This window comes from Mycolicibacterium pulveris, from assembly GCF_010725725.1.
GTDB lineage: Bacteria > Actinomycetota > Actinomycetes > Mycobacteriales > Mycobacteriaceae > Mycobacterium > Mycobacterium pulveris.
Genome location: NZ_AP022599.1, coordinates 1,384,336 through 1,409,486 on the forward strand (window position 1 = coordinate 1,384,336; position 25,151 = coordinate 1,409,486).

The window sequence follows — 25,151 nt, forward strand, 5'->3', positions numbered from 1 at the left end:
CGAGGACGGAGTAACACGTGATGACACCAGAACTGCGGGAGAACTACGACTTCATCGTCGTCGGCGGCGGCCACAACGGCCTCAGCGCTGCGTGCACGCTCTCCGACAGCGGCGCTTCGGTCCTGGTTCTCGAACAACGCCCACACATCGGCGGTTTGGCGAACAGCGGCCCGTTCCTCGCCGAGGCCCCCAACCACATCCTGAGCCTCGGCGCCATGGACGACATGTTCATGTCCTGCACACCGTTCATCGCCGATCTCGGCCTGCACCGGTACGGCTACCGCGGGACACCGGTCGAAGCACCCTACGGGTGGATCGGCGAAGACGGATCAACCCTGCTGCTGTTTCACGACCTCGATCGCACCCTCGCTGAGGTCCGCCGCTTCTCGGCAGCCGACGCACGGACCTACGCCGACCTTCAACCGGCGCTGTCCTGGATCTTCGAGGCGCTCACCAAGGTGATGCCGCATCATCCCGCCGAGCTGCCCAAGCGCGATCTCGGGAAGCTGCTGCTGAAGCTGGCGCCCAGCCGCTCGATTCGCCGCCACCTCGGCCACATCCTGTCCAGCAACCTGATCAACCTGGCGGCCGACCTCTTCGAGAGCGACCAGATGCGCGCGCTCACCACCTACTGGGGCAGCATGATCGGCCCCATCGACCACGATGGTGGCGGCTTCTACTGTGTCGGCCTGGCCGCGGTCCACCGCGACCCCGGGGTGATCCGGCCCCGCGGCGGCATGGGGGCCACCATGGCCGCCATGGCGGCCTACGCGGCCGAGCGCGGCGCGGACATCCACGTCAATACTCGTGTCGACCGGGTCTTGGTGACCAACAACCGAGCCGTCGGCGTCCGGTTGGCCACCGGCGTCGAAATCCGCGCCAGCCGTGCCGTTTTGGCCGCGGTGCCCCCGCAGTCGGCCTACGGCGGACTGCTCGACGAGGACGTGCTCGATTCCGCGACCAAAGCGAAAGTGGCGACACTGCCCGCCAGCGGAAACAACTCTGCCACCTTCAAGATCGACGTGGCCGTGGCCGGACCGGTGCACTACCCCAGCGGCGACAAGTACCGGCAACACATCGACGGGTTCGATATCCGCAAGACGGCCTTGATGACCGGAACGTTCGAGCAGAACGTCAAGCAATTGCAGGAGATCCGCAACGGCAGGACGCTCGACGAGCCTCCGGTGTATATGGCTGTCCTCACCGCCAACGACCCGTCGCTGGCACCTCCCGGACAGGACGTGGTCTATCTGGCCGCCAATGTGCCCGCCCAGCCGCACGGGGGCTGGGCGGATTACAAGGCGAAAACCGCGGCGGCCATGATGCGTTCCGTGAGTCGTCACCTGGCGGGATTCGACAACGAGATCGGCCGGATCGAAACCAGTCCCGCCGACTTCGGTGAGCAGTTCGCAACGCCGAACGGGTCGTACTTCCACGTCGACATGACGCCGCTGCGGCTGGCGATGAACCGGCCCGCCCCGGGGCTCGGCGGCTACCGGTCGCCGGTCCGCGACTACTACCACGCCGGGGCCGGCTCACATCCGGGCGGAGGGGTCAGCGGATGGCCCGGGCGCCTGGCGGCGCAGACCGCGCTCGGGCGGCACTAGCTTCACGCGGCCGGCCCAGGGCTGCCGGTACTAGGTGAGGTACGACTCGATCAGCACGGTCAGCCGACCCCGGGTCTCGTCGTCGTCGGAAAGTGGACTCGCGATCGCCGATACGGCCGCCGCACGTGGCGGCAGACCGGCTTTGATCAACCGCGCGGTCGCGACGAGTGCCCGTGTCGAGGCACTCTCGGTCAGCGCCGCATCATCGAGTCGTCGGATGGTCTGGCCGAGCCGGATGAGGTCGTCGGCAAGGTCACCCGTCACACCCGTTTCGGCGGCCAGCACCTGCATCTCGACCTCCGCAGGTGGAAAATCCAAGTCAATCCCAACCATTCGCTGCCTGGTCGACATCTTGAGATCCTTGAGCACGCTCTGGTAGCCGGGGTTGTACGACACCACGAGCTGAAAGCCGGGTGCGGCTTTCAAGGTCAGACCGCCGAGCCGCTCGATGTTGAGTTCACGGCGATGATCCGCCAACGAGTGCACCGACACGATCGCGTCCTGGCGGGCCTCGACCACCTCGTCGAGGTAGCAGATTCCGCCGTCGCGCACGGCTCGAGTCAGCGGTCCGTCAACCCATTCGGTGGTGGAATCCTTGAGCACGAACCGGCCCAGCAGATCCGAAGCGGTCATGTCCTCGTGACAGCACACCGTGTACAACGGCACGCCCAACCGGGCGGCGACATGCTCGACGAGTCGAGTCTTCCCACATCCGGTCGGCCCCTTCAACAACACGGGTAATTCGGATCGCCACGCGGCGGTGAAGACGTCGACCTCATCGCGCACCGGAATGTAGGTCGGCACGTCCGTGGGCACGCCGTTGTGGTCAGGCATCGTCAACGTCTCGCTCATCCTCACCTCTCGTCTTCAACTGTCTTGCTCACACATAAGAATTTCGGCGGCTGGCCGCCGCGCTGACCGCACGTCGCAGCTCCCGATGACCAACGGTCTGTACCTCGCGGCGGCGCCCGTTGCTGCGGGTTACGGCGAGGGCGGCGCCAAGGAGGCCCCGCACATGCCGTGTGACATCGGTCAGATCGTCGACCACCCGGAACGGTGCGACAGACCAAACCTCCTGCAGTACTTCGGGTTCCGTCGACGATCGGATACCGAGGCCGACGACGCCGATTCCGCGGTCGATTGCTTCCTCGATGGCCTGGCGCGCATCCGCGCGTGCGTAGCGGTCCTCGTACCCGTCGTCGTAGGGCAGGCCGTCACCGATGACCACCAGAATCATGTTCTTGGCGAGTGCCCGCGACTCCAATAAGTGTGTTGCGTGCCGGATCGCCGCGCCGATGCGCGTGAAGCCGCTCGGTTGGACCGCGGCGAGCCTGTGCTTGGCAGCAGCGTCGAAACCGGCGTTGAAATCCTTGATCCGCAGGAACGTCACCGCGTGCCGGCCGCGAGAATAGAAGCCGAAGGTGCCGACGCGATCGCCCAGCCGGCACAGCGCGGCGGTGAACTCGCCCGCCAGTGCGCGCTCCTCCTCGAAGACGACGTGACCGGCGGTGTGTTCGGCGGTTGAGCCCGAGCAGTCCAGTAGGACAAGTACCGACAGTTCGCGCTGGCTGAGTCGGCTGTGCTCGAAGATGTTCGGATCGGGATGGTCGCCGAGGCTGCGGTGTACCGCATAGTCCACGATCGCCGACGGGTCCAGCCCATCACCGTCCTGTTGCCGTCGATGACGCTGTGCCTGCAAGCCCACCCTTGCCAGCGGGCGGCGCAGGCTAGTACCGGTCGGCACGCTGTCCGCCACGTCGTCATGATCCGCCGGGTCGTACTCGGCCGCCGTGCACCAGTCGGGCCGGTATTCCCCGGCGTAGCAGTCCCATTCCGGGTAGCTGACACCATGCGCCGGGGGTGGCGCGGAGAACGCCGAGACGAACTGCCCGAGCCGGCCCTGCGGCGCCCGCCGGGCATGGCGACCGACGGTGCCCAAACGTTGTGTGCCGGCCGGGAGTTCGGCGCCACCCTGGTTCTTGTCCGGGGAGCGGCGGCCCATTCCCATCAGCTTCTGCAGCGCATCGCCCAGCGGATTGTTCAATCCCGGCGCCGACAGCAGCTTCAGGATCTTGCTGTCCTCACCGCCGTCGTCGTCCTCGGGGTCGTCGGCGACCTCGCCCAGCCGGCGCAGGTCGGCATCGGTCGGCGCCGCGCGCAGGTCCTCCTCGTCGACGCGGCGCAGCCGGTCCGGTAGCAGCGTTCCACACCAGTCCGGTGGGGCCGCAACCGGTTCGCGACCCTGGGCGAGCTCGAGCGATTCGTCGGCGTCGTGCGAAATACGCTGTGCGGTCTTGCTGGTGCGGCTTGCGAGCCTGCGGATGGTGGTGCCGGGCAGCACGTGCTGCAGCTGCGTGACGGTCCGGTCCAGTTCGAGGCTCAAGTAGCGTTCAATGACGGCAGAGCGGTGTCGGGCCAGGCGGATCATCAAATCCTTGCGGAGGGCACCGCCGGCCAGCAGCGCGGCCTGCGCAACGACGCCGTCGCGGATGTCGGCGAACTCGGCATGCGGGTCCACCACGATCGACGTGCCGTCGGTGTGTGTCGGCTGCCCGGGTTCGCGCCGGATTACCAGCCGTCGACCAGCGATCGCCGATCCGAGGATGGCCAACCTGTCGACCCGCAGGTCGCTAGTGTCCGACATTGCGTGGCGTGAGCCGCGACAGCCGAGGTAACCAGGGGACATCTCGCCGATGGTCATCGGGCCGCCGCACCTTGTTGGGCCCGCAGCAACCGGTCCAGGTCGCCGCGCATGCGTTCGAGGTCTGGTGGGGTGTCCTCTGCCATGGAGTCGACGGCCTTGGACAGGAACAGGGGGTTGATGATCAGCCACGACGCGAACACCACCAGCGGCAGATACCAGGCGATGATGCCGTTCCAGGCCAGTGGCCCGTCCTTGAAGAACACGTTGAATGTCCCCGGCGTGAACATCATTGCCACCCAAAGGTTGTAATAACCCAGCCAGCGCGGAAAAATCGGACGCTCCCGGCGGTCGAGCAGTATTGCGATGCCGAAACAAGCCACCTGCACCACCGCGGTCGACGTCAGGCCGACAAACGGTATCCATGCCATGTCGTTGAGCAGCTGGACGAGTTCCGGCGCCCGGTCGGTGCGGAAAGTCGCCGTCTGCCAGAAGAACAGGAGGTAGATGAACTCCAGGACGAAGATCGCGCCGAGGCCGAACTGGATCATCGCCAGAGCCGGAAACCGACCCTCGATGCGCCGCATGTGGATGGCCATCGACGTCGCGTACGTCATCAGCAGCGAAGCCGCGAACATCGCAACGATCATGCCCCAGCGGATGCGGGTCCGGTTGTCGATGATGAACTGTGCTGTCTCCAAGGCGCTTTGAGCCGGTGACCGAGTCGGAATGAAGCCGGCGATCGCGATGAAGCCGATTGCCATCACGACCAAGCAAAGCGTGCCGCTCCACGCACAGAACTTGTGGACCCGCTTATCCATTGCTCCCCTTAGGCCAGTAGATACATGCCGATGAGCACGCCCAGCAGCGCCACGCAATACCCCTCGAAGATTGCGCGGAGCGCCAGTGGCGCGTGGTTCAACTCCATGAAATACAGTCCCACCAGCCGAACTTTGAAGGTCGCGACGACGAAGATGATCAGGCTTGCCGGGACGTGGCTGCCGCCGCCCAGCATGTGCTCGGTGCCGAGGGCCCAGGAAATCACCGTCAGCGTCGTCAAGGCCAGCCAGGCCACCGACGCATTGCTACGTACCAATGTCCTCATGTTCACCGCACCAGGAACAGCAATGGGAAGATGACGATCCACAGCAGATCGACCATGTGCCAAAAACATCCGCCGCCTTCGAAGAACGCGATCCGGGTAGGCGTGGGCGACGGCTTGCGAGCCAACACCGACAGGGCAACCAGAACGCCGAGACCGATCACCACGTGTGCCAGGTGGAGTCCGGTCAACACGTAGTAGTACATGAAGAACTCGTTGGTGCTCGGCGTGATGCCGGCAGCGATCTTCTCGTGGTACTCGAAGATTTTGACGACCACGAAGAGACAGCCGATAGCGAACCCGACGATGGTCAGCCGCGGCGCCAACGACCGCCAGCGCTCGGAGCGCAGGGCGACGACGGCGAATACCACGAACACCGAACTGGTCAACAGGACCAACGTGTTGATGGCACCGAAGTTGCGGTTCAAGGCGTCCTGGGACTGCGCGAACAGCTCGCGGTCCTCGCCCCGACGGCTCAGGTAGACCACGAACAGGACGGCGAAAACGAGCATGTCCCCGAAGAGCAGCACCCAGATCCCGGCTTCACCCGGAATGTGCTTGCCGGGCGGGGACGGATCGGTGGCGGTGGCTTGCGGCCGTCCGATCACCTCCGATGTCGACATCCGCAACTGCCTCCTTATCTTTGAGATTAAGTGTCTCAGATTCTAAATCCGGCAGCTGGGCCAGTCAATGAGAAGCCAGCGGCTCTATCACGATATGACGCCCCTCGGCTCTTGACAGCCGTTTCACCTCAGCTTTATTTTTGAGACGTGTGATCTGAATTCTGGACCGCCCTCACACGGCCCTTCGGTCACCGTCTCGCCAAAGGATTTAAGGAGCGCCACGCTATGACCAGCAGCCGGAGCCGCTTTTCGGAGCACAGCCAGCGCGCGATCCTCTGGTGGGGGATCGCACTGGCCGTCATCTACTTCTTCGCGTTGTGGTTGCTGCTGGGCCAGGTGCCGACCAAGAACCCGGCCTGGACCGCCGAGCAGATCGCCGACTGGTATGCCACCAATCAGAGCAAGATCAAGTGGGGCGCGGTGATCTGCAGTTGGACCGGGGCGTTCATGATGCCGATCCTGGCGGTCGTCGCCGTGCAGATGGCTCGGGTCGAAACGGGCGGCTGGAAGATCTGGAGCACGCTCTCATTGGTCAGCGGCGCGATGATGTCGTTGTTCCTGATGCTGCCTCCGATGATGTGGGGGGTGGCGGCATACACCGCGCCCCGCAAGGATCCCGAGGTCACCGCGCTCATGCACGAGCTGGCCACGCTGACACTGACGACGACCGACCAGTACTACATCTTCATGTGGGTCGCCGTCACCGTGATCTGCCTGCGCCCGGCGACCCAGCTGGTCAAGCACAATCCGTTCCCGCGCTGGTGGGGCTGGATGTCGCTGTGGATCACGATCATGTTCGAAGCCGGCGCCATCGCGTTCATTCCGCGCAGCGGCCCGTTCGCGTGGAACGGTCTGTTGGTCTTCTGGTCGCCGTTGACGCTGTTCGCGACGTGGATCACGGTGCAGAGCTTCCTGACGTTCCGTGCGCTGCGGTTGCAGGCCGCCGAGAACGATCCCGCGCCGATCACTGACCCACGCGAAGCCGCAACGGTCTTCTGAAACATCCGGTCCGGCAAGGATCTTGACCGCGGTCAGGCGCTGAGCTGATCCCAGAAGGTCTCCTCGTCGACGGCCAGGGCCGCCGCACCGAGTCGGCCGCACCAGCTCAGTTCCGACCGATCGGCGTCGCGCTGTGCCCACAGGCTGCGCGTGAACCGGTGCAAGCCGTACTCGGTGGTGATACCGACCGCGCCGTGCAGCTGGTGCGCCGTGCGAGCCACCGCGGTGGCGCACTGGGCCGCAGCGATCCGCGCCGTCGCCGCAGCGCTGAGACGGCGGAGCGCGCTGTTACCGCCTCCCTGAGCCACTTTCACCGCACGGCGCAATGCCGCCTCAGCAGTGCGGATCCCGACCGCCATGTGTGCCAAATTACCTGTGACTGCCGAGATTTCGACCAACGGTGCACCGAACTGATGCCGCTCGACGACATAGCGCCTGGTCATGTCGTAGGCGCCCCAGCACCCACCGATCAGCGCTGCCGACCTGGCCAGCACCAGCCGCTCGGCCGCGGCGTCGGCGTGGACATCGGCGTGTGTGCACGGCGAATCGGTCAGCCGCACCCGTCCGGACGGCCGTCCCGCGATGTCGACCACTGCCTCGATGTCGGCATCGGCGAGTTCGAACACCGCGAGACCGGCAACCCCGATGACGACGGCCCGCCGCGCCAACGGTGCGAACGCGACGACGCCGAGGTCACCGCTCAGCGACGGGCCGCTGAGATCCAGCTCGTCGTGGGTGACGACGGTGTCGAACCTGCCGTCTGCGTCCGCAGCACCGATCGCGAAGGCGGCCGTCGCCGCTTCCACGATGGGAGTGTCCACTCCCGCGCGTGCCAACTCCCGAATCACTACCAGCAGGTCGTCGAGTTCACCGCCGGATCCGCCCTTGTCCTCCGGGATTCCGATCCCGGTGAGGCCGAGCTCACGGACGTTCGACCAAAGCGCGGACAACTGTCCGTCCGGCACCGGGTCAGCCTCCTTGGCAAGCGCCCGCACCAGGTCGGTCAACTCGTCGGCAAATCCGCTCATGACGCGGTCAGGCTCCTGATCTCGTTCTTCGCGACGATGGACAACAGCACATCCGACGATCCGCCACGGATACTGAACCCCGGTGCGGCGCAAAGTGCTTGGGCCAAGGGTTCGCCTTGCACGACGGCGAATCCGGTACGCCGGGCGAACTCGATGACATCGACCTCGAAGCGTGTGCCCAGATACTTCAGGGTGGCGGCCTCGGTGATGGGGGCACGACCCTCGTCCATGGCCTCGGCGATCTCCCAGCATTGACGTCGCAGCACCGAGAGTCGGGCGACCATGTCGCCCAGTTCGGCGTCGAATCGATGCTCGTCGGCATCACGCAGCTGCTGGATCACCTCGCGCAACAACGGATATGTGCTCAGCACCCGTTCGGGACCACCGCGTTCGAACGACAGCTGCTCGGTGACCTGGCGCCAACCGTTTCCGACCTGGCCGATCAATCGATTGTCCGGTACGAAGACATCGGTGAACAACACCTCGTTGAAATGGTGTTCGCCCGACATGTCCCAGATCGGCGATACCTGCACGCCCTCGCTGGACATGTCGACGATGAACTCCGAAAGCCCTTCGTGTTTGCGCCCCGACGAGTCGGTTCGAGCCAGCAAGTAGGCGTGGGTGGCGTGGTGCCCCTGGCTCGTCCATGTCTTACGGCCGGTGACCCGCCAACCGCCGTCGACCTTCACCGCGGAGGTACGCACGGCGGCGAGGTCCGAACCCGCTTCCGGCTCGCTCATCCCCAGGCAGAAAATGTACTCAGCGCGAATGATGCCCGGTAGCAACTCGCGCTGTAGCTCGGGTGAGCCGTAACGCAGTATCGCCGGTCCTATCTGCCGGTCCCCAATCCAGTGCGCGGCCACGGGTGCACCGGCCCGCAACAGTTCCTCGGTGACGGCCAACCGGGATCGGGCATCAAGACCGGCGCCGCCGAACTCCCTCGGCCAGGTGAGCCCGATCAACCCCCGCCTCGCCAGCTCCCGGGAGAATTCCAGATCGAACGACCGCAGCCAACAATCGCTTCGAGGGACATAACGACCAGCCGCCAGCCACTCTTCGGTCAGTTCCCGAACCACCTGCCGGAGTTCGGCTCCGGTGCGCACCTGCGCGCCGATGCTCATCGGGCGGCGAAGCTCGGGATCCGCCGCTCCACCGAGGCGCGCACCCCTTCGGCGAAGTCAGCGGTATCGCGAAGCCAGGCCTGTTCTGACCGCTCGTGATCGGTCGCGGCAGCGATCGCGTCAACCAATCCCCGACGCAGCGTCGTCCGAATACTGCGCACGGCCAGCGGTGCGGCCGTGGCGATCTCACCGGCAAGCGCGATCGCGGTATCCCGAAGCGCGTCGTCGGAATCGACCAGCCGGTCGACCAAGCCGATTCGATGGGCTTCGGCACCGTCGACCCGCCGACCGGTGATCAGAAGATCCGCGGCGCGCTGCTCTCCTACCACCCGCGGTAACGTCACCGTCAACCCGAACCCGTGGTGCAACCCAATCCGGGAGAAGTTCGCGGCCAACCGTGCCCCCGGGCCTGCGACGCGAAAGTCAGCCGCCAGCGCCAATCCCAGGCCGCCGCCGACCGCGGCACCCTGTACGGCGGCCACCATCGGAAGCTCGGACGCGAAAAGCCGAACCGCCGCCCCATACAGTCGCCGAGCCCCCTCATCAGGAGATACTTGGGCGGCACCACTGGTGCCACCGAAATCGGCACCCGCGCAGAAGTTCTTGCCGTCGGAGGCCAGAACCAGCGCGCGCACGTCACCCGATTGCGACAGCTCGTGAGCGGTTGCGGCGATGGCCTCGATAAGGTCGGCGTCGAAGAAGTTATGCGGTGGCCGGCGGATCTCCAGCACGCCGATGCCGTCGGCTCGAACTTCGACGCCGAGATCGGTGTCAGGCGGCGAACCGTCCGCTGCTTGTGTTGGCATCACAATCCCTAATTTTTGAGTTGATATATCTCAAATATATCGGCGGGGAGGCGGCTCGGTCAACGCAGCCGACAGGTGTTATGCGTTACCGGGCAGGATCAGCGATACCGCAACTCGCGCAATATGTTCCGTCTCAATGCCGTCTTCGGGACGGAACCAGCGCGACACCCACAGGCACATCCCCAGCAACAGCCGGGTGGTGGTCACGACATCGGCGGGTTCGAGCACTCCCTCCGCCATCGCCTCCTCGACGCAGGCGTGCCAGGTCGCCTCGTACTCGCGGCTCCAGACATGCCAACGTTCGAACACATCGGCGGGCAGGCCTTCGCCGCCGAAAAAGACCGGCATGTAACCACGCATCCTGACCGCCGCCTCGACCTGCATTTCGATCAGCCGGATCAGTTTGTCGCGCACGGTGGTTGCCGACCGGATCACCTCGTCCATAACCTCGGTCTGCTGGCGCGTGGCCCGCTCGAACATGATCCCGACCAGATCCTCCTTGGTAGGGACGAGCCGGTACAGGGTCGCGCGTGACACATCGAGCCGTTCGGCGGCCCCGACGATCGAGATCGCCTTGTCGCCACCGTCGATGACGAGTCCCGCAACGGCATCGGCGACCGCATCGAGGTCGATCACCATCCGGGGCCGACCCCGCGGTCGGGCGGCGGCCTCCGCCGCATCCTCTGGTGGCTGCCCCGACATGAATCACCTCCCGGGGATTAAATCTGAGACTTCTAGCCTCAGAATAGCCGACGCCCGGCAGGCCACGGTCAGGCGTCCTGCCACACCGGCGGGCGCTTCTCCACGAAGGCTCGCGCACCCTCGGCGGCGTCGGCCGACTCGCGCACCGGGTCGGTGTATCGGCGCTGCAGCATGAACCCGTCCGCGTCGTCCCAGCGCACGGCGCTGACCGCTACCGCCTTGGCTGCGCGCACGGCCATCGGCGCGTTGGCAGCGATGGCCGTCGCGAGGTCGATGGCCCTGGCCAGCGCCGTGCCCGCGGGCACCACGTCGTTGACCAGCCCGATCCGATGGGCCCGTTCGGCGGAGATCGGGGCACCGGTCATGATCATCTCCAGCGCGACCGCGCGAGGCACCCGGGTGGGCAGCCGAAGCACGCCACCGGCTGTCGCCACCAGCCCGCGGGCGACCTCGGGCAGGCCGAGGCTGGCATCGTCGGCCACCACGATGAGGTCGGCAGCCAGCGCGATCTCCAGCCCACCGCCGAGGGCGGCGCCCTCGACGGCCGCGATCGTCGGCTTGGCCGGCGGCCGCTGCACCACGCCGAAGGCTCCGCGCGAATCCGTGATGGGCCGTTGTCCGGTCGCCGTCAACGCCTTGAGGTCCATTCCAGCACAGAAGAATCCGCCGCGCCCGGTGAGGACGATGGCCCGAACCTCTCTGTCGTTTTCGAAGTCATCTAGGGCCGCGGCAATTTCGTCTGCGGTTGGCTTGTCAATGGCGTTGCGAACCTTCGGCCTGTTGATCGCGAGTACACCGACATTCTTCTCGACCTCGATTTCGATGCCGGACGTCATCGCGGTGCCATCCGAATCGCCCCGTCCAGCCTGATGGTCTCACCGTTGAGCATGCCGTTCTCGATGATCGCCAGTGCCAGATGGGCGAACTCGTCGGGCACACCGAGCCGGCTCGGATGCGGCACGGTCGCGGCCAACGAGGAGCGGACCTGTTCGGGCAGCCGAGCCAGCAAGGGCGTGTCGAAGGTGCCCGGCGCGATGGTGTTGACGCGAATCTGCTTGCCCGCCAGATCACGCGCGGCGACAATTGTCATGCCCACGACACCCGCTTTCGATGAGGCGTAGGGGATCTGGCCGATCTGACCTTCGAATGCCGCCACTGAAGCGGTGAGGACCACGACACCGCGGTCACCGTCGAGGAGGTCGTTTTTCGCCATCCGGGCCGCCGCCAACCGCAGCACGTTGAACGAGCCGATGAGGTTCGTGGTGACGATCTCGGTGTAGAGCTCCAGCGACCCCGGCTCGCCGTTCTTGTCGATGAGCCTGACCGGCCCGCCGCGGCCGGCACAGTGCACCACCGCACGCACCGGAGCGTGTTCGGCAGCCAGATCCAGCGCGGCGGTGATCTGCTCGGCACTGCGGACGTCCGCAGGCGCGAATCGCGCCCGCGATCCCAGTTCGGCGGCGATCGACGCGCCCTCCGACGTCGGTAGGTCGACGATCACGACATGCGCCCCGTTGTCGAGCAGGCGCTTGGCGGTGGCGAGGCCCAGACCGGACGCTCCCCCGGTGACGACTGCGGATGCGCCGTCGATGTTCATTTGTTGCCTTTCAGGGTGATTCGAGGTGATTCGAGGTGAGCACGACGGGGGGAATGGTCAGGCGCGACTGGAGAACCCGGCGTCGACACGGAACTCGGTACCGGTAATGAACTGACCGGCGTCGGAGACCAGGTGCATGATCGAGTTGGTCACGTCCTCGGGCTCCAGCAGCCCGTTGGGCACCGGCAACGGATTCTGCATGATCGCCGCCACTTCCGGATACTCCTGGACGAACCGTCCGAAGGCCTCATTGGCCACCATCGGCGAGTTGACGCCCGTCGGGTGCACCGTGTTGACCCGGATGGAATCCTTGGCCAGAACATTCGCCCAGCCCCGCATCAGGCCCACCACGCCGTGTTTGGCGGCGATGTACCCCTGGATCCCGGGTGAGCCGTCGGACAGACCGCCGGTCAGACCGGCCGTCGAGCTGGTGAGGACGATCGAGCCACCCCGCCCGCCGGCCCGAAGGTGCGGAATGGCCGCGTCCACGGTGTTGAAGACGCCGGTCAGCATCACATCGATGCCGACATGCCAGGCCGCCCGGCGCAGCCGATGCTCGCCGGTGATCGCCATGACGCCCGCGTTGGCCAACACGATGTCCAGCCGACCGAGTTGGTTGACCCCGTCGTCGACGACCTTCTTGACCGCGTCGTAGTCCCGGACGTCGGCCACCTCCACAATCGCTGTCCGGCCGAACTTTTCGATCAGCGCCTTGGTCTCCTCGAGGTCAGCCGGGGTGGCCAGCGGGTATTCGACCGCATCGTCGTCAGCGCAGATGTCGAATCCGATGATGTCGGCGCCTTCCTCGGCGAGACGCACCGCATGCGAACGGCCCTGTCCGCGCGCGACCCCCGAGATGAACGCGACCTTTCCCTCGGCTAGCCCCATGTCCTTCGTCTCCTTGCTCCGGCGCTTATTTTTAAGGTTCGATGTCTCATAATTGCGGGTGCCCGCGGCCGTGTCAACGGTCACAGTCGCGGAGCTTGGTAACGCTCGTTACTCACTCGCTACGCTCAACCCATGTCCGCTGATCTGGAAAACCCCGAATTGCGCGAGCCCTGGTGGTTGCCCGCCGGCGACACCGACGCCGATTGGCTGGGGTGGGTCAACGTGCTGCCGTTCTGCCGCGATCTCGGGTTGCGGTGCGAAGAGTTCACCCGAGAGGTCGCCGTGTTTCGAATGGCCCGGCCGGCGTTGACGCCCAACCCGAACGGCGCCGTCAACGGCGGCATCGTCGTTGCGGCGGCGGACCAGGTCATGGGCGCGATGGCCATGCGGGTCAGCGAACCCGGCCAGCTGCCCGCGACGGGTTCGCTACACATCCAATACCACCGGCCCGCGCTGGCCCCGCTGCTGTTCCGTGCCACCCCACTCGGCGGTGGCAGACGGATGAAATTCATCGAGGTCGTCGTCGAGGACGCCGACGGCAACCGGTGCGCGACAAGCCAGGGCACGATGGTGGCCGGGGGCTCCTCGGCTGTCCGGCTGACGTGAACTGATTGCCCAAGGATTAGTGAGACGCTAATGTTCTAAAATCGCTTCCCCCGAGAACACGAGGTGTCTTTCATGACCGATTCCGCCGTACCCCCACGCCAGCTCGTCACCGAGTTCTACAACGCCATCTCGGCCGCCGACACCGCGACGATCGAGCGCACCATCGAGAGCCGGTTCGCCCAAGATGCCGCGGTCGAGTGGCCGCCGTCGCTTCCGCACGGCGGTCGGATCGAGGGCGCCCGACGGGTGCGTGCCGTCTTCACGGCTTCGGCGAACCCCGACGCCCCGGCAGGCGCCAAGAACTTACGCCTGGTCAACGCCATTGGTGACGGCGACGAGGTGGTCGCCTGGATCACCTTCGACTGGCTACAGCCGGGAAGCACTGCCCCCGTGCCGAATCAGGCCCTGGAACTGTGGCGGTTCGCCGACGGGCAGGTGCAGGAGATCCGGGCGTTCTACTGGGACAGCGACGCGATCAAGACACCACAACCCGCCTGACCCGGGCGCTGAGCAGGCCAGAGGAGAACCATGACACGACAAGCGGTCATCATCGACGCCGTCCGCTCCCCGATGGGAAAGGGCAAGGCGGCCAGGGACGGTAGGCCCGGTGGAGCGCTCTCCGGTGTCCATCCGGTGGAGTTGCTCGGGCAGGTGATCGCCGCCCTGGTCGAGCGCACCGGAATCGACCCGGCGACCGTCGACGATGTCGTCGCCGGCTGCGTCAGCCAGGTCGGCGAACAGTCCGGCCCCGTCGGCCGGTGGGCCTGGTTGGCGGCCGGGCTGCCCGAGACCGTGCCGTCAGTGGCCGTGCACCGCGCCTGCGGCTCCAGCCAGCAGGCGGCCGACTTCGCCGCCCAGTCGGTCATCGCCGGTGCCTGCGACATCGTGATCGCCGCCGGTGTGGAGTCGATGAGCCGCATCCCGATGTTCACCGCCCGAATCGGGCAGGACCCGCACGGCCCCTCCGTGCGGGAGCGGTACACGCCCGGTCTTGTCCCGCAGGGTGTTTCGGCCGAACTCATCGCCGCACGGTGGAAGCTGAACCGCGAGGCGCTCGACGAGTTCTCGACCCGCTCCCACCGCAACGCCGCGGCAGCCGATTTCAGCGCCGAGATCGTCGAGATCAAGACCCCCGACGGCGTCGTGAGCCGCGACGAAACCATCCGGCCCGCAACCACCGTCGAAGGTCTGGGGCAGTTGAAGCCGTCGTTCTACTCGGAGGAGATGGCGGCGCGGTTCCCGGAGATCACCGAATGGTCGATCACCGCGGGCAATTCGTCACAGCTGGCCGACGGTGCGGCCGCCGTATTGATCATGGGCGATGACACCGCGGAACGTCTCGGCCTGCTGCCGCGGGCCCGGTTCCATGGATTCGGACTGGCCGGGGACGACCCGCTGACCATGCTGACCGGTCCGCTGCCGGCAACCGAGAAGGTGCTGCGCCGTACCGGTTTGACCATCGACCAGATCGATCATTACGAGATCAACGAGGCGTTCGCACCGGTACCGATGGCATGGGCACAACACTTCGGCGCCGACCCGGACAAGCTCAATCCGCGCGGTGGGGCGATCGCGCTCGGCCATCCCCTCGGCGCGTCGGGGGCCCGGCTGCTCACGACGATGCTCTACGCGCTCGAGAGCTCCGGCGGACGGTACGGGCTGCAGTCGATGTGCGAGGCAGGTGGAATGGCGAATGCCACTGTGATCGAACGACTGTGACGGTACTTGCGAGGCGATCCGACCGCACACCCGACCATCGGGCATTCCGAGACAGCGTTCGTCGTTTCATCGCCGGAAACGTCGCCGCCGACCTCGACGGCTGGCGCCGCGACGGTGCAGTCGCCCGCTCGGTGTTCGCCGAAGCCGGGGCGCACGGTTTTCTCGGCACGTACGTTCCCGAGGATTTCGGCGGGGGCGAGGCCGGCGACTACACGTTCCTCGCGGCCCTGGTCGAGGAGACCGTCGACGCGGGATCGATAGGCCTGGCGCTGCTGTGGGCGCTGCACGCCGGGGTAGTGATCTCGCAGGTGCTCGAGCACGGCACACCGGAGATCCACCAGCAACTGCTGCCACCCCTGGTGGCCGGCGACACCATCGCCGTCGCAGCCCGTGTCGACGACGAACACGCGGTGCCCGGTGCCCAGCTGGCCGACCTCGTGCTGATGCTCGGCGTCGACCGGGTGGGCGTGGTGGCGGTGACCCCTCCCACGACACCGGCGCTTGCCGGGCTGGCCGCGCCCGAAGCGGGCTGCGCGGACCTGACGATCGGCTCGTCGGCCGCGCGCTCCGGCATCCCGTTGCCGGTGCCGCCCGAAACCGTCCAACGCGATGTGGACCTGTGGATCGCGGTCATTGCGGTTGCCGCGGCGCGGCGGTCCACCGAGCTGGCGATCGAGTATGCACAGAATCGTCGGGTGTTCGGCACCCCGTTGTCGGAGTTCGAGAACACGCAGATGCGCCTGGCCGAAGTTGCTGCCGAACTGCTCTCGGCCACAACCTATGTCGACCATTGCCTGGACGCCCGTTCGAATTCGGCGCTTGGCTGCACCGAGGCCGCCGCGGCGCGGGAGATCTCGGTGCGGCTGGCCCGTCGCGCCGCCGATCAAAGCCTGCAACTGCACGGCGGGTACGGATACATGCGGGAATACCCGATCGCCCGGGCGTTCGCCGACATCCGATTTCTGTCCACCACGGCACAACGGTTCTCCGATCCGCGTCGTGTGGTGGCGGCCGGTCTGTTCAGCGGCCGGTAAACAGGCGCACTTATCATCAATTTGAACGGAGGTGCCACGGCGAATGGCCATGATCAACGTGGAAGATCAAGTGCGCGTGCATGTTCAGGATCTCGGGTCTGGCCCAGCCGTGGTGTTCATCTCGGGCTTCGGACTCGATCACCAACTGTGGGACCGCCAGGTCCGTGTGCTGACCGACGCCGGGTTCCGCACGATCTGCATCACCCAGCGCGGCCACGGACACTCCGACCACCCGCTACACGGCTACGACATCGACCGACTCACCGCGGACGTGCTGGGCGTGCTGAAGACCCTCGGCGTCGAATCGACCGCGATCGCGGGTCATTCCTTCGGCGGGCAGGTCGCCTTCCACACCGCGGCGTTGGCACCGCAGCTCGTGTCCCGGCTGGTGCTCGTCGGGTCCAACGCCGTCCGGGCCAGCCGCAGTGCCGAGTTTCCGTTCGGTGCACCACCAGAGGACACCGTCCCCCAGATGGTCAAGGCCGAAGAGACCGACCGGATCGCGGCCCGATATCGGCTGATCCAGGACAACTTCGCCACCGAGCCCGACCCCCGCGTGGTCGACTGGCTGATGTCGACCTGGATGCGGATGCCGAGTTGGTCGGCGATCGCCTGCTACCACACGCTGCTGCGCACCGATTTGATCGCCGAGATCCCGCTTGTCCGCCAGCCGGTGTTGCAGATCAACGGCACGGCGGACCGGGTGCATTCGGCCAGGGGTTCGCACTGGCTTCAGTCGAAGTTGTCGGACTCGACGATCGTGGAGCTCGACTGCGGCCACTTCCCGATGCTGGAGTCGCCGGACGAGTTCGACAAGACGCTCGCCGCTTTCCTAACCGGTTGAGGCCGGTTGGCTCAGATGCCCAGATCTTGGCCGATGATCACCTTCATGATCTCGCTGGAACCACCGTAGATCCGGCTGACTCGGCCGTCCAGAAAGGCATTCCCCAGCGCGGACTCGCTGTCCCATACCCGGGCCGGATCCCACAACCCCAGGCACCGGTCGACGACGCGGCCCTGCATCTCGGTGCAGTACAACTTCGCCACCGCCGCGTCACGACCGGTCAGCCGATCAGCGACCAGGGCGGTCACACTTTGGTCGACGAGCGCCTGACCGGCCGCCACCTCGGCAGCGCTCTGCGCCAATGTGAACTTCGCCTCTTGCCCGACACCACCGCGAGATCCACGCTCCCGCAGCATCTCTGCGGTCCACGTCACCGCCGCTGCGGCCGCAGCCTGGGAGTTGACCGCGATCGACAACCTCTCCTGGGCCAGATTCGACGTCAGATAGGCGAACCCCTCGTTCTCGCGGCCGAGCAGATTCTGCACCGGTACCGCCATGTCGGTGAACGACATCTCGGCGAGGTCCTGGGCCTTGAGACCGAGCTTGTCGAGCTTCCGGCCGCGTTCGAACCCCGGGGTGGAGGTATCGACCAACAGCAGGCTGATACCCCGTCGGCCGGCCTGCGGATCGGTCTTGACCGCGAGGATCACCAGATCGGCCGCCGCGCCGTTCGAGATGAACGTCTTGGCCCCGTTGACCACGTAGTGATCGCCTCTGCGCTCAGCCCGGGTGGCCATCGCCTTGAGGTCCGAACCCGCCCCCGGCTCCGAGAGCCCGAGCGCGACGACCGCGTCCCCGGAGGTCAGCTTGGGCAACCAGGTCTGCTGCTGTTCGGCCGAACCGTGATGGAGCAGATACGGCACACCGATGTCGGTGTGCACGCGCAGCCCGCCGATGGCCATCCCGAGCGCCTGGATCTCTTCGGTGACGACCACGCTGTGCCGGAAGTCTGATCCCGGGAGCCCGCCGTACTGCTGGGGGACTCCGATGCCGAGGATGCCGAGCTCCGCCGCCCCCTTCCAGAACCGCCGTGAAGGGCGGCCGTCGTTGACCCAGTCGGCGTATTCCGGTCGTACCTCGCGGACCAGGAATTCGCGGACTGCGAGGCGAAACCGGTGCTGGTCATCGGTGAAGATCGGACGCTCGGTCTCCGTGGTCATCGCGGCGGATCCTTTCTGCGCGAGCCGGAGCGGAACTCGTCACTGTGCTCGACAACGATCGCTTACGGCCGATGGATTCGCAGCCCCGACGGCACGCGATTGACCATGCCGGCCCTGGGGCCTACTATTTGAGACACTATAGCTCATAAATTGACTGCCGACCACGATGGTTTCGCAACTCTGCGATTCATCGTTCTCAGGAGGGCCCGTGGAAGCGTTGTCGCTGCCCCAGGAGCAACGTGAATTCGGCGCGGCGGTAAGCGAATTCGGCCGCCGAGAGTGTGGGACTCGGGAACAGCGCGACGCGTTGACCCACCACGGGGCCGAGCAGCATCACGCCGGGGTGTACCAGAAGCTCGCCGATCTGGGCTATCTCGGCGTATCCATTCCCGAGGAGTACGGGGGTAGCGGCGGCGGTCTCACCGAGCAGGTCATCTTGTTCGAGGAGCTATGGCGCGCCTTGGTGCCCGTCCACGGCGCGGGCACCTCCCACACCGTGGCCGGCATCTACAAGAGGTTCGCCGGCGAGGAGCAGAAGAAGTCGGCCCTCGGTGCGATCTGCGCGGGCAAGGTCATGTCGATCAGCATCTCTGAACCCGGCGCCGGCTCGGACGCCGCGGCGATCAGCTGTCGAGCCGACAAGGTCGACGGCGGCTGGCGCATCAACGGCCAGAAGACCTGGTGCTCCGACGCGCAGTTCGCCACCGCCATCCTGGTGGTGGTGCGCACCTCGCGGGGAACCCGCCCGCACGACGGCCTGACCCTGCTCGAGGTGCCCGCCGACGCCGCGGGCTTGCGCATCAGCCCGATAGCCACCTTGGGCGGTAGCGAGGTCAACGATCTGTATTTCACCGATGTGTTCGTGCCCGAATCGGCGGTCGTCGGCGTCGAGGGCGGCGGCTGGAAGCAGATCATGGCCGGCCTCAACGGTGAGCGGTTGGTGTGCGCCGCACAAGGCCTCGGAATGGCGCAGCGGGCCTTCGACGATCTCCTGGCTTACGTCACCGAACGGCAGCAGTTCGGCGCCCCGATCGGGTCATTTCAAGCCATACGGCACCGGATTGCCGATCTTGCGATCGAGATCGAGGCGGCCAAGGCGCTCACCTACGCCACGGTTCATCACATCGAGAACGAAATCGGCTCACCCGAGGAATGGGTGCGCGCAACCTCGATGTCGAAGGTCAAGGTCACCGAGACCGCCAAGCGCGTGGCGCTGGAAGGAGTGCAGATGATGGGCGGGTACGGCTACTCCTGCGAGTTCGACATGGAACGTCACCTGCGAATGAGCATCGCCCCCACTATCTACGCGGGCACCAACGAGATTCAGCGCGACATCATCTCCTCGACGTACGGTTTGCGAAAGTGAAAGCGATCCTTGCGCCGGTGTGATACTTGACACTGCATATTCACAGATTTCATAATTGAGACTGGATGTTTCATATATATTCCATACGGCGTTCACAAGGTCCCGTGCCGGCAACCGCCAGGTCAGCGCCACCTTCCGGTGAGGAGCAAAGATGACTGTCACACAACCCGAGATTCGCGTACTCGACGCGGAGACGTATGCCAACGGTGATCCGGCCACCTTCGGCCTGCCGCTGGACCAGTACGCGTGGTTGCGCGACAACGAACCCTGCTATCTGCAGGAGTTCGATGATCCGATGCTCATCGACCGGGCCTGGGTGGTCAGCCGCAACGCCGACATCTGGGCCGTCGATCGCAACGCCGAGCTGTACTCCACCGCACGGGGCGGCGTGAACATCTGGCGCGTCACGCCGCTGGACGCCGAGGCAGGCGGTAAACCCGCCATGCTGACGATGGACGGCGCCAAACACCGCGAACAGCGGGGGGTGATGAGCAAGGCCTTCACCCCCGGCATGGTGCGCAAGCTCGAGGAGAAGTTCCGCGAGTACGCCCGCAAAATCGTCGACGCCGCATTGGAGGAGGGCACGTTCGACTTCGTCACCGGCGTCGGCAACGCCATGCCGATGGAGGCACTCGGCGACGTACTGGGCGTGCCAGCCGCCGACCGGCCGAAGTTCTTCGGGTGGGTCGACACCTTCGCCGCGCCGTTCGACACCCGGATCACGCCCTCCTTCGAGCACGTCTTCAACGCGATCATGAGCCTCTTCGGCTACGCGGTCGAACTGGGAGATCTCAAGCGGAAGGCGCCGGGCGACGACGTGATCACCCAACTGGTTCAGGCCGGCACCGACGTCATCAGCGAGGACGAGCTGATGGGCAACGTCGCCCTGCTGGCCAGCGGGGCCGCCGAATCCACCCGCACCGCCCTGTCGCACGGCCTGCATGCGCTGATCCGTCACCCCGACCAGATGGCCTGGCTGCGTGAACGCGCCGACGACATCCCCGACACCGCGATCCAGGAAATCATCCGCATCGCCACGCCGTTCACGCACCTGGTGCGAACGGCCACCGCCGATCATGAACTGCACGGCAAGGAGATCAAGGAAAACGACAAGGTGCTCATGCTGTTCGCGGCGGGCAACTTCGACGAGCGGGCGTTCGACAATCCCAACGAGTTCGACCTGTCCCGCCCCCGCGAGAAGAACCCGCACGTGAGCTTCGGCCGCGGTCCGCATCAGTGCCTGGGCAAGCACGTCGCCACGCTGGAGATGAAGATCCTGCTCGAGGAACTGCTGCAGCGCACCAGCGATATCAAGCTCGCCGGTGAGATTCTCTACGTCCGCGACGCGTATTCGCGTGGTGTGTACCAACTTCCGGTGACGATTACGGCGGCGTGACGGTCATGCGGGTCATCGTCGACACCCAACGGTGCGAACTCCACGGCGAGTGCATGGTGGCCGCGCCCGAGGTCTTCACCATCGAGGCTGACGACACCTTCGTCACCGTGCTCAACCCCGAGCCCGGACAGCACCTGCGCAGCAAGGTGGAGGAAGCCGTGATGATGTGCCCGATGGGTGCGATCAGAATCGAGGACTGAAACGTGACCACCATCAGCGACCCCGCCGCGACCGCGACGAGCCTGGAGGTACGCAACCCCGCCGACGGCACGGTGGTCGGTCTGGTGCCCGACATGGACGCGGACGCCGTCACCGCCATGGCCAACCGGTTGCGCGCCGCGCAACCGGCGTGGGCGGCGATGACGCCGGATGCGCGGGCCCGGCACTTGCGTCGCTGGCTGGACTGGATCGTCGACAACCAGGACCGGATTCTGGGGTTGGTCCACCGGGAAGCCGGCAAGTCGTGGGGTGACGCGCAGATCGAACTGCTGGTCTGCATGGAGGTCATCAACTACTACGCCAAGCATGGAGCGGAGTTCCTGGCCGACGAGACCCGCCGTCCGCACGGGCCCGCATCGCTGACCAAGAATCTGCAGATCCGTTACCGCCCTTACGAACTCGTCGGCGTCATCACCCCGTGGAACTATCCGCTCGGCATGCCGATGATGGACATCCCCGGCGCACTGATGGCAGGGGCCGCGGTGCTCAGCAAGCCCTCCGAGGAGACCCCGCTGGCGTGGGCCGAAGTGGTCCGCGGATGGAATGAGGAGATCGGTGCGCCGGCCGTGCTCGGCTGCGCCACCGGACGCGCCGGCACCGGGGCCGCGGTGGTGGACGCCGTGGACATGGTGCAATTCACCGGTTCGACGGAGACCGGCCGGCGACTCGCCGCGCACTGCGGCCAACGCCTGATCCCGGCCAGCCTGGAACTGGGCGGCAAGGACGCGATGATCGTGCTCTCCGACGCGCCGCTGCCGCGGGCCATCCGGGGCGCCGTCTGGGGCGGTCTGTTCAACGCCGGTCAGTCCTGCATCGCCGTCGAACGGATCTACGTCGAAGCACCCGTCTACGACGAATTCGTCACCGGCCTCGTGGCCGAGGTCAACAGGCTGCGCCAAGCCCATGATCCGCAGGGCAGCTTCACCGCCGAACTCGGCGCCATGGCCACCGAGAAGCAACTGCAGATCGTCGAACGCCACGTCGCCGACGCGATTTCCAAGGGCGCCAAGGTACTAACCGGTGGGCAGCGCTCGACGAGCGGATTGTTCTATCCCCCAACGGTCCTCGTCGACGTCGACCACACCATGCTCTGCATGCGCGAGGAAACCTTCGGCCCGCTGCTGCCGATCATGAAGGTGCACGACGAAGACCAGGCCGTCGCGCTGGCCAACGACAGCGGATACGGGCTGGCCAGCAGCGTGTGGACATCGTCGAAGCAGCGTGCCGAACGGGTGGGCACCCGCATCGAGGCGGGCGGCGTGAACATCAACAACGCGATGATCAACGTCTTCCAGTTTCCGCTGCCGATGGGCGGCTGGAAGCAGTCCGGCCTCGGATATCGCTTCGGCGGCCCGAACGGTGTCCGCAAGTTCTGCCGCCAGCAGGCGTTCGTCAGCGAAAAGGTGCACCTGGAGAACGAAACCCACTGGTACCCCTACTCGCCACGCAAGGCGCGGGTGACCGCCGCGGTGCTACGACTGTTGGAGATGCACGACTGGCGGCGCCGACTCGGTCTGCGGCCGCGGTGACAGGCGCGCAACCCGTTACCCGGTCAGCTCTTCGGCGTCGACGGAAACCTCGACCTCGTGATAGTCGGCAGGGTCGAACGTCAGCAGCCGCTGCCAATAATCGATGTACTTCCACGGGCTGCTGACCACCACGCGTCCGAACTCGTTGCGGTAGTACGTCGTCATCCCGGGATGAGACCAAATGCAACGCGAAAGGGCGTCGTCGAGCTCGACGTTGTAATCCTCGAAGCGCTTCCTGTCGACTTCCAGTACACCGGAGGGGGTTTCGAGCAATGCCCTGATCGCCTGCATCACGTAGCGCACCTGGAACTCGGTGGCATGGATTGCGCTGCCGCCATGTCCGGCGTTGGTGTTGGGCCCGTTGAGGATGAAGAAGTTGGGAAAATCGGGCACCGTGATGCCAAGGTAGGCCCGTGCGTCGTGTATCCCCCACTGTTCGCGCAAGGTGGTGCCGGATCGACCGATGATGTCCATCGGCCAGAGGAATTGAAGGACCTTGAAACCCGTTGCCAGCGCGAGCACGTCGGCCTCGGCGCGCTTCCCGGACACCGTGACGATGCTGCTGTCGTCGACTTCGGCCACGGCCTCGTCGATCAGGGTGACGTCATCGCGTTTCACGGTGCGGTACCAGTTGTTATCGATCAGCGGGCGCTTGCCGTAAGGCGGATAATCGGGCACGCAGGCGTCGATCAGATCGGTCCGGTCACCGAGTTGCTCCCTGATGTAGTTGGTGAGGAACACCCGGTGTCGCTCGTTGGTCGCGTTGACCGAGCGTTCCGGATGCTCCCAGTTCGGGTCGATCTGCAACGAGGAGTGCAACCGGTCACTGAAATTCCAGAACGCCCGAAGTCGATACCACTGCAGATAATAGGGAACTTCCCGCATCAGGAGCCGAACGCCGGGGGCGACCTCGCGATGGTAATTCGGATGCGGAATCGCCCACTGCTTGGACCGCTGAAAGACCGTCACGTGTGCGGCCTCGTCGGCGATCGACGGCACCAGCTGCATTGCGCTGGCTCCGGTACCGATCACCGCCACCCGTTTGCCCTTCAGGTCCAGCGTGGGATTCCACGCGGCGGTGTGCAGGACGGGGCCGGGAAATTGGTCCAGCCCGGGGAGTTCGGGAATGAACGGGCGGTTGACCATCCCGACGGCACTGACCACGACGTCGGCGCGAATCGTCTGGGGCTGCCCGTTCGAGCGGAAATCGACGGTCCAGCAACCCTCCTCCGTCTCGTAGCGCATGGTGTCGACTTCGACACCGAATTGGATGTCCTTCCGCACGTCGAACTGGTCGGCGAGGCGTTGCAGATACTCCTGTACCTCACCGCGTCTGGCGAAGTAGCGGGTGATGTCCGGATTCGGCGCGAAGGAGAATGTGTACAGGTGGCCTGGGGTGTCGACCCCGCACCCCGGATAGACATTCTCCCACCAGGTGCCGCCGAGATCTGGGTTCTTCTCCAGGATCGTGAACTTGATTCCGGCCGCCGCGAGCTGGATGCCCATGGCGAGGCCGGACAGCCCCGCGCCGACGATCACCACCTGAAACTCGGGGTCGCGCACCGCGGCGGGAATCTCGACGTCGCGCGAGATGAAACCCATTTCCTCGGAGAGCAGCTCACCGTATTCGGTTGGCACGTTCTCGACCATCGCGCAGGCCAGCATCTCTGCGACGACGGCAGGTTCGGGCGTAATCGGGGTGAGGCGCCCCTCCCGGTAAGCGATGGCGGCGTCCAGAACCGCTTCGCGGACCTCGTCTTGAATCCCGGGGGGCAGCTCACCGGAATCGTTGTCGTCCAGTGGCTTACCGCGCCGCGGGCAGTAAGGTTCCGAGGTCCACTTGGGGTCGCCGGTCAAGTGCCGAAGAACCATCAGCAGCGTCGGGATGTTGCCCTCGGGCAGTGCTTCACGGATGGCATCGACCCATTCCCGGGACGCCGTCGACGGCACCGGATACGACATGTGCATGACCCCAACCTTCGCGACTCACAGCTCCGAACTGGTCCGGATGTTTTTGAACTTAGGCGTCTCAATATATCCGCCGTGACCGCCGCGCGCAATCGTATGGTCAGATCGCTTGCAATGATTAGTGATCGGCCGCTAGCCGCTAACGCTAGCGAGTTAACCGGTTAAGTGTCGATCTCACGACCATCGGGCGTACTGG

At 65.7% G+C, this 25,151-nt stretch carries 25 protein-coding genes; 11 read left to right on the forward strand and 14 right to left on the reverse strand.

Translation table 11 applies throughout. The annotated features are described in order from the left end of the window. Positions 1–20: 20 nt before the first annotated feature. Positions 21–1,607 (forward strand): phytoene desaturase family protein, encoded by a 1,587-nt coding sequence (locus G6N28_RS06835; RefSeq protein ID WP_163905912.1) that lies wholly within the window; start codon positions 21–23, stop codon positions 1,605–1,607. A 30-nt stretch (positions 1,608–1,637) separates the two neighbouring features. Here G6N28_RS06835 and G6N28_RS06840 read toward each other — a convergent pair whose 3' ends face one another. The 5 genes from G6N28_RS06840 to G6N28_RS06860 form a co-directional block, all read right to left on the reverse strand. Beyond that, positions 1,638–2,459 (reverse strand): CbbQ/NirQ/NorQ/GpvN family protein, encoded by an 822-nt coding sequence (locus tag G6N28_RS06840; RefSeq protein ID WP_276001432.1) that lies wholly within the window; start codon positions 2,457–2,459, stop codon positions 1,638–1,640. Between the two features lie 28 nt (positions 2,460–2,487). Beyond that, positions 2,488–4,251: a nitric oxide reductase activation protein NorD gene (locus G6N28_RS06845; protein ID WP_163898509.1), complete on the reverse strand. Its 1,764-nt coding sequence runs from the start codon at positions 4,249–4,251 to the stop codon at positions 2,488–2,490. A 53-nt stretch (positions 4,252–4,304) separates the two neighbouring features. After that, positions 4,305–5,012: a hypothetical protein gene (locus tag G6N28_RS06850; protein ID WP_235674490.1), complete on the reverse strand. Its 708-nt coding sequence runs from the start codon at positions 5,010–5,012 to the stop codon at positions 4,305–4,307. Positions 5,013–5,077: 65 nt separating this feature from the next. Then, entirely contained in the window at positions 5,078–5,353 is a 276-nt protein-coding gene (locus G6N28_RS06855) for a cytochrome C oxidase subunit IV family protein (RefSeq protein WP_163898515.1), read from the reverse strand. Between the two features lie 2 nt (positions 5,354–5,355). Next, positions 5,356–5,973, reverse strand: a complete 618-nt coding sequence (locus G6N28_RS06860) for a cytochrome c oxidase subunit 3 (protein ID WP_163898518.1) — start codon at positions 5,971–5,973, stop codon at positions 5,356–5,358. A gap of 225 nt (positions 5,974–6,198) precedes the next feature. On the opposite strand from G6N28_RS06860, the gene G6N28_RS06865 reads away from it, so the two are divergent. Then, a complete protein-coding gene (locus G6N28_RS06865) occupies positions 6,199–6,972 on the forward strand; it encodes a hypothetical protein (protein ID WP_163898521.1) in 774 nt (257 codons plus the stop codon). Positions 6,973–7,004: 32 nt separating this feature from the next. On the opposite strand, the gene G6N28_RS26810 is transcribed toward G6N28_RS06865, so the two are convergent. The 7 genes from G6N28_RS26810 to G6N28_RS06895 all read right to left on the reverse strand — a co-directional run bounded on the left by G6N28_RS26810 (position 7,005) and on the right by G6N28_RS06895 (position 13,114). Further along, complete coding sequence (locus G6N28_RS26810) at positions 7,005–8,000, reverse strand: acyl-CoA dehydrogenase family protein (protein WP_179962031.1); 996 nt, start codon at positions 7,998–8,000, stop codon at positions 7,005–7,007. Further along, a complete protein-coding gene (locus G6N28_RS26815) occupies positions 7,997–9,121 on the reverse strand; it encodes an acyl-CoA dehydrogenase family protein (RefSeq protein WP_179962032.1) in 1,125 nt (374 codons plus the stop codon). The genes G6N28_RS26810 and G6N28_RS26815 overlap by 4 nt, the downstream gene beginning before the upstream one ends. After that, a complete protein-coding gene (locus G6N28_RS06875; protein ID WP_163898524.1) occupies positions 9,118–9,927 on the reverse strand; it encodes an enoyl-CoA hydratase/isomerase family protein in 810 nt (269 codons plus the stop codon). Before G6N28_RS06875 ends, G6N28_RS26815 begins: the two co-directional genes overlap by 4 nt. 78 nt (positions 9,928–10,005) lie before the next feature. Continuing rightward, complete coding sequence (locus G6N28_RS06880; protein ID WP_235674491.1) at positions 10,006–10,566, reverse strand: TetR-type transcription factor C-terminal domain-containing protein; 561 nt, start codon at positions 10,564–10,566, stop codon at positions 10,006–10,008. A 131-nt stretch (positions 10,567–10,697) separates the two neighbouring features. Beyond that, the gene (locus tag G6N28_RS06885) at positions 10,698–11,465 is read right to left on the reverse strand and encodes a crotonase/enoyl-CoA hydratase family protein (protein ID WP_163898530.1); all 768 of its coding nucleotides are present in this window, start codon (positions 11,463–11,465) and stop codon (positions 10,698–10,700) included. After that, the gene (locus tag G6N28_RS06890) at positions 11,462–12,226 is read right to left on the reverse strand and encodes an SDR family NAD(P)-dependent oxidoreductase (protein WP_163898533.1); all 765 of its coding nucleotides are present in this window, start codon (positions 12,224–12,226) and stop codon (positions 11,462–11,464) included. Before G6N28_RS06890 ends, G6N28_RS06885 begins: the two co-directional genes overlap by 4 nt. A 57-nt stretch (positions 12,227–12,283) precedes the next feature. Beyond that, a complete protein-coding gene (locus tag G6N28_RS06895) occupies positions 12,284–13,114 on the reverse strand; it encodes a mycofactocin-coupled SDR family oxidoreductase (RefSeq protein WP_163898536.1) in 831 nt (276 codons plus the stop codon). A gap of 132 nt (positions 13,115–13,246) precedes the next feature. Between G6N28_RS06895 and G6N28_RS06900 the strand changes: the two genes are divergently transcribed. The 5 genes from G6N28_RS06900 to G6N28_RS06920 all read left to right on the forward strand — a co-directional run bounded on the left by G6N28_RS06900 (position 13,247) and on the right by G6N28_RS06920 (position 17,317). Next, positions 13,247–13,720, forward strand: coding sequence for a PaaI family thioesterase (locus G6N28_RS06900; RefSeq protein ID WP_163898539.1), 474 nt, complete (start codon positions 13,247–13,249; stop codon positions 13,718–13,720). A gap of 72 nt (positions 13,721–13,792) precedes the next feature. Then, positions 13,793–14,218 carry a nuclear transport factor 2 family protein gene (locus tag G6N28_RS06905; protein WP_163898542.1) on the forward strand — a complete coding sequence of 142 codons (426 nt, stop codon included), beginning with the start codon at positions 13,793–13,795 and terminating at the stop codon, positions 14,216–14,218. A 30-nt stretch (positions 14,219–14,248) separates the two neighbouring features. Continuing rightward, positions 14,249–15,439 carry a thiolase family protein gene (locus tag G6N28_RS06910; protein WP_163898545.1) on the forward strand — a complete coding sequence of 397 codons (1,191 nt, stop codon included), beginning with the start codon at positions 14,249–14,251 and terminating at the stop codon, positions 15,437–15,439. Further along, positions 15,436–16,473: an acyl-CoA dehydrogenase family protein gene (locus tag G6N28_RS06915; RefSeq protein ID WP_163898548.1), complete on the forward strand. Its 1,038-nt coding sequence runs from the start codon at positions 15,436–15,438 to the stop codon at positions 16,471–16,473. The genes G6N28_RS06910 and G6N28_RS06915 overlap by 4 nt, the downstream gene beginning before the upstream one ends. A gap of 43 nt (positions 16,474–16,516) precedes the next feature. Next, positions 16,517–17,317: an alpha/beta fold hydrolase gene (locus G6N28_RS06920; RefSeq protein ID WP_163898551.1), complete on the forward strand. Its 801-nt coding sequence runs from the start codon at positions 16,517–16,519 to the stop codon at positions 17,315–17,317. An 11-nt stretch (positions 17,318–17,328) separates the two neighbouring features. On the opposite strand, the gene G6N28_RS06925 is transcribed toward G6N28_RS06920, so the two are convergent. After that, positions 17,329–18,477 (reverse strand): acyl-CoA dehydrogenase family protein, encoded by a 1,149-nt coding sequence (locus G6N28_RS06925; protein WP_163898553.1) that lies wholly within the window; start codon positions 18,475–18,477, stop codon positions 17,329–17,331. A 208-nt stretch (positions 18,478–18,685) separates the two neighbouring features. Here G6N28_RS06925 and G6N28_RS06930 point away from each other — a divergent pair, with 208 nt between their 5' ends. From G6N28_RS06930 to G6N28_RS06945, 4 genes are all read left to right on the forward strand, one after another. Beyond that, positions 18,686–19,843 (forward strand): acyl-CoA dehydrogenase family protein, encoded by a 1,158-nt coding sequence (locus G6N28_RS06930; RefSeq protein WP_163898555.1) that lies wholly within the window; start codon positions 18,686–18,688, stop codon positions 19,841–19,843. A gap of 151 nt (positions 19,844–19,994) precedes the next feature. Beyond that, on the forward strand, positions 19,995–21,239 hold the full coding sequence (locus G6N28_RS06935; protein WP_163898558.1) for a cytochrome P450: 1,245 nt from the start codon (positions 19,995–19,997) through the stop codon (positions 21,237–21,239). A gap of 5 nt (positions 21,240–21,244) precedes the next feature. Next, complete coding sequence (locus tag G6N28_RS06940) at positions 21,245–21,439, forward strand: ferredoxin (RefSeq protein ID WP_163905916.1); 195 nt, start codon at positions 21,245–21,247, stop codon at positions 21,437–21,439. A gap of 3 nt (positions 21,440–21,442) precedes the next feature. Beyond that, entirely contained in the window at positions 21,443–22,987 is a 1,545-nt protein-coding gene (locus G6N28_RS06945; RefSeq protein WP_163898561.1) for an aldehyde dehydrogenase family protein, read from the forward strand. A 15-nt stretch (positions 22,988–23,002) separates the two neighbouring features. Here G6N28_RS06945 and G6N28_RS06950 read toward each other — a convergent pair whose 3' ends face one another. Then, complete coding sequence (locus G6N28_RS06950; RefSeq protein ID WP_163898564.1) at positions 23,003–24,955, reverse strand: flavin-containing monooxygenase; 1,953 nt, start codon at positions 24,953–24,955, stop codon at positions 23,003–23,005. Between the last annotated feature and the right edge of the window lie 196 nt (positions 24,956–25,151).

What these genes read in the sequence shown, in the direction of transcription:
- G6N28_RS06835 (WP_163905912.1), top strand. Translation starts at nt 21, where the DNA reads ATGACACCAGAACTGCGGGAGAACTACGACTTCATCGTCGTCGGCGGC.
- G6N28_RS06840 (WP_276001432.1), bottom strand. Translation starts at nt 2,459, where the DNA reads ATGAGCGAGACGTTGACGATGCCTGACCACAACGGCGTGCCCACGGAC.
- G6N28_RS06845 (WP_163898509.1), bottom strand. Translation starts at nt 4,251, where the DNA reads ATGTCGGACACTAGCGACCTGCGGGTCGACAGGTTGGCCATCCTCGGA.
- G6N28_RS06850 (WP_235674490.1), bottom strand. Translation starts at nt 5,012, where the DNA reads ATGGCAATCGGCTTCATCGCGATCGCCGGCTTCATTCCGACTCGGTCA.
- G6N28_RS06855 (WP_163898515.1), bottom strand. Translation starts at nt 5,353, where the DNA reads ATGAGGACATTGGTACGTAGCAATGCGTCGGTGGCCTGGCTGGCCTTG.
- G6N28_RS06860 (WP_163898518.1), bottom strand. Translation starts at nt 5,973, where the DNA reads ATGTCGACATCGGAGGTGATCGGACGGCCGCAAGCCACCGCCACCGAT.
- G6N28_RS06865 (WP_163898521.1), top strand. Translation starts at nt 6,199, where the DNA reads ATGACCAGCAGCCGGAGCCGCTTTTCGGAGCACAGCCAGCGCGCGATC.
- G6N28_RS26810 (WP_179962031.1), bottom strand. Translation starts at nt 8,000, where the DNA reads ATGAGCGGATTTGCCGACGAGTTGACCGACCTGGTGCGGGCGCTTGCC.
- G6N28_RS26815 (WP_179962032.1), bottom strand. Translation starts at nt 9,121, where the DNA reads ATGAGCATCGGCGCGCAGGTGCGCACCGGAGCCGAACTCCGGCAGGTG.
- G6N28_RS06875 (WP_163898524.1), bottom strand. Translation starts at nt 9,927, where the DNA reads ATGCCAACACAAGCAGCGGACGGTTCGCCGCCTGACACCGATCTCGGC.
- G6N28_RS06880 (WP_235674491.1), bottom strand. Translation starts at nt 10,566, where the DNA reads ATGGTGATCGACCTCGATGCGGTCGCCGATGCCGTTGCGGGACTCGTC.
- G6N28_RS06885 (WP_163898530.1), bottom strand. Translation starts at nt 11,465, where the DNA reads ATGACGTCCGGCATCGAAATCGAGGTCGAGAAGAATGTCGGTGTACTC.
- G6N28_RS06890 (WP_163898533.1), bottom strand. Translation starts at nt 12,226, where the DNA reads ATGAACATCGACGGCGCATCCGCAGTCGTCACCGGGGGAGCGTCCGGT.
- G6N28_RS06895 (WP_163898536.1), bottom strand. Translation starts at nt 13,114, where the DNA reads ATGGGGCTAGCCGAGGGAAAGGTCGCGTTCATCTCGGGGGTCGCGCGC.
- G6N28_RS06900 (WP_163898539.1), top strand. Translation starts at nt 13,247, where the DNA reads ATGTCCGCTGATCTGGAAAACCCCGAATTGCGCGAGCCCTGGTGGTTG.
- G6N28_RS06905 (WP_163898542.1), top strand. Translation starts at nt 13,793, where the DNA reads ATGACCGATTCCGCCGTACCCCCACGCCAGCTCGTCACCGAGTTCTAC.
- G6N28_RS06910 (WP_163898545.1), top strand. Translation starts at nt 14,249, where the DNA reads ATGACACGACAAGCGGTCATCATCGACGCCGTCCGCTCCCCGATGGGA.
- G6N28_RS06920 (WP_163898551.1), top strand. Translation starts at nt 16,517, where the DNA reads ATGGCCATGATCAACGTGGAAGATCAAGTGCGCGTGCATGTTCAGGAT.
- G6N28_RS06925 (WP_163898553.1), bottom strand. Translation starts at nt 18,477, where the DNA reads ATGACCACGGAGACCGAGCGTCCGATCTTCACCGATGACCAGCACCGG.
- G6N28_RS06935 (WP_163898558.1), top strand. Translation starts at nt 19,995, where the DNA reads ATGACTGTCACACAACCCGAGATTCGCGTACTCGACGCGGAGACGTAT.
- G6N28_RS06940 (WP_163905916.1), top strand. Translation starts at nt 21,245, where the DNA reads ATGCGGGTCATCGTCGACACCCAACGGTGCGAACTCCACGGCGAGTGC.
- G6N28_RS06950 (WP_163898564.1), bottom strand. Translation starts at nt 24,955, where the DNA reads ATGCACATGTCGTATCCGGTGCCGTCGACGGCGTCCCGGGAATGGGTC.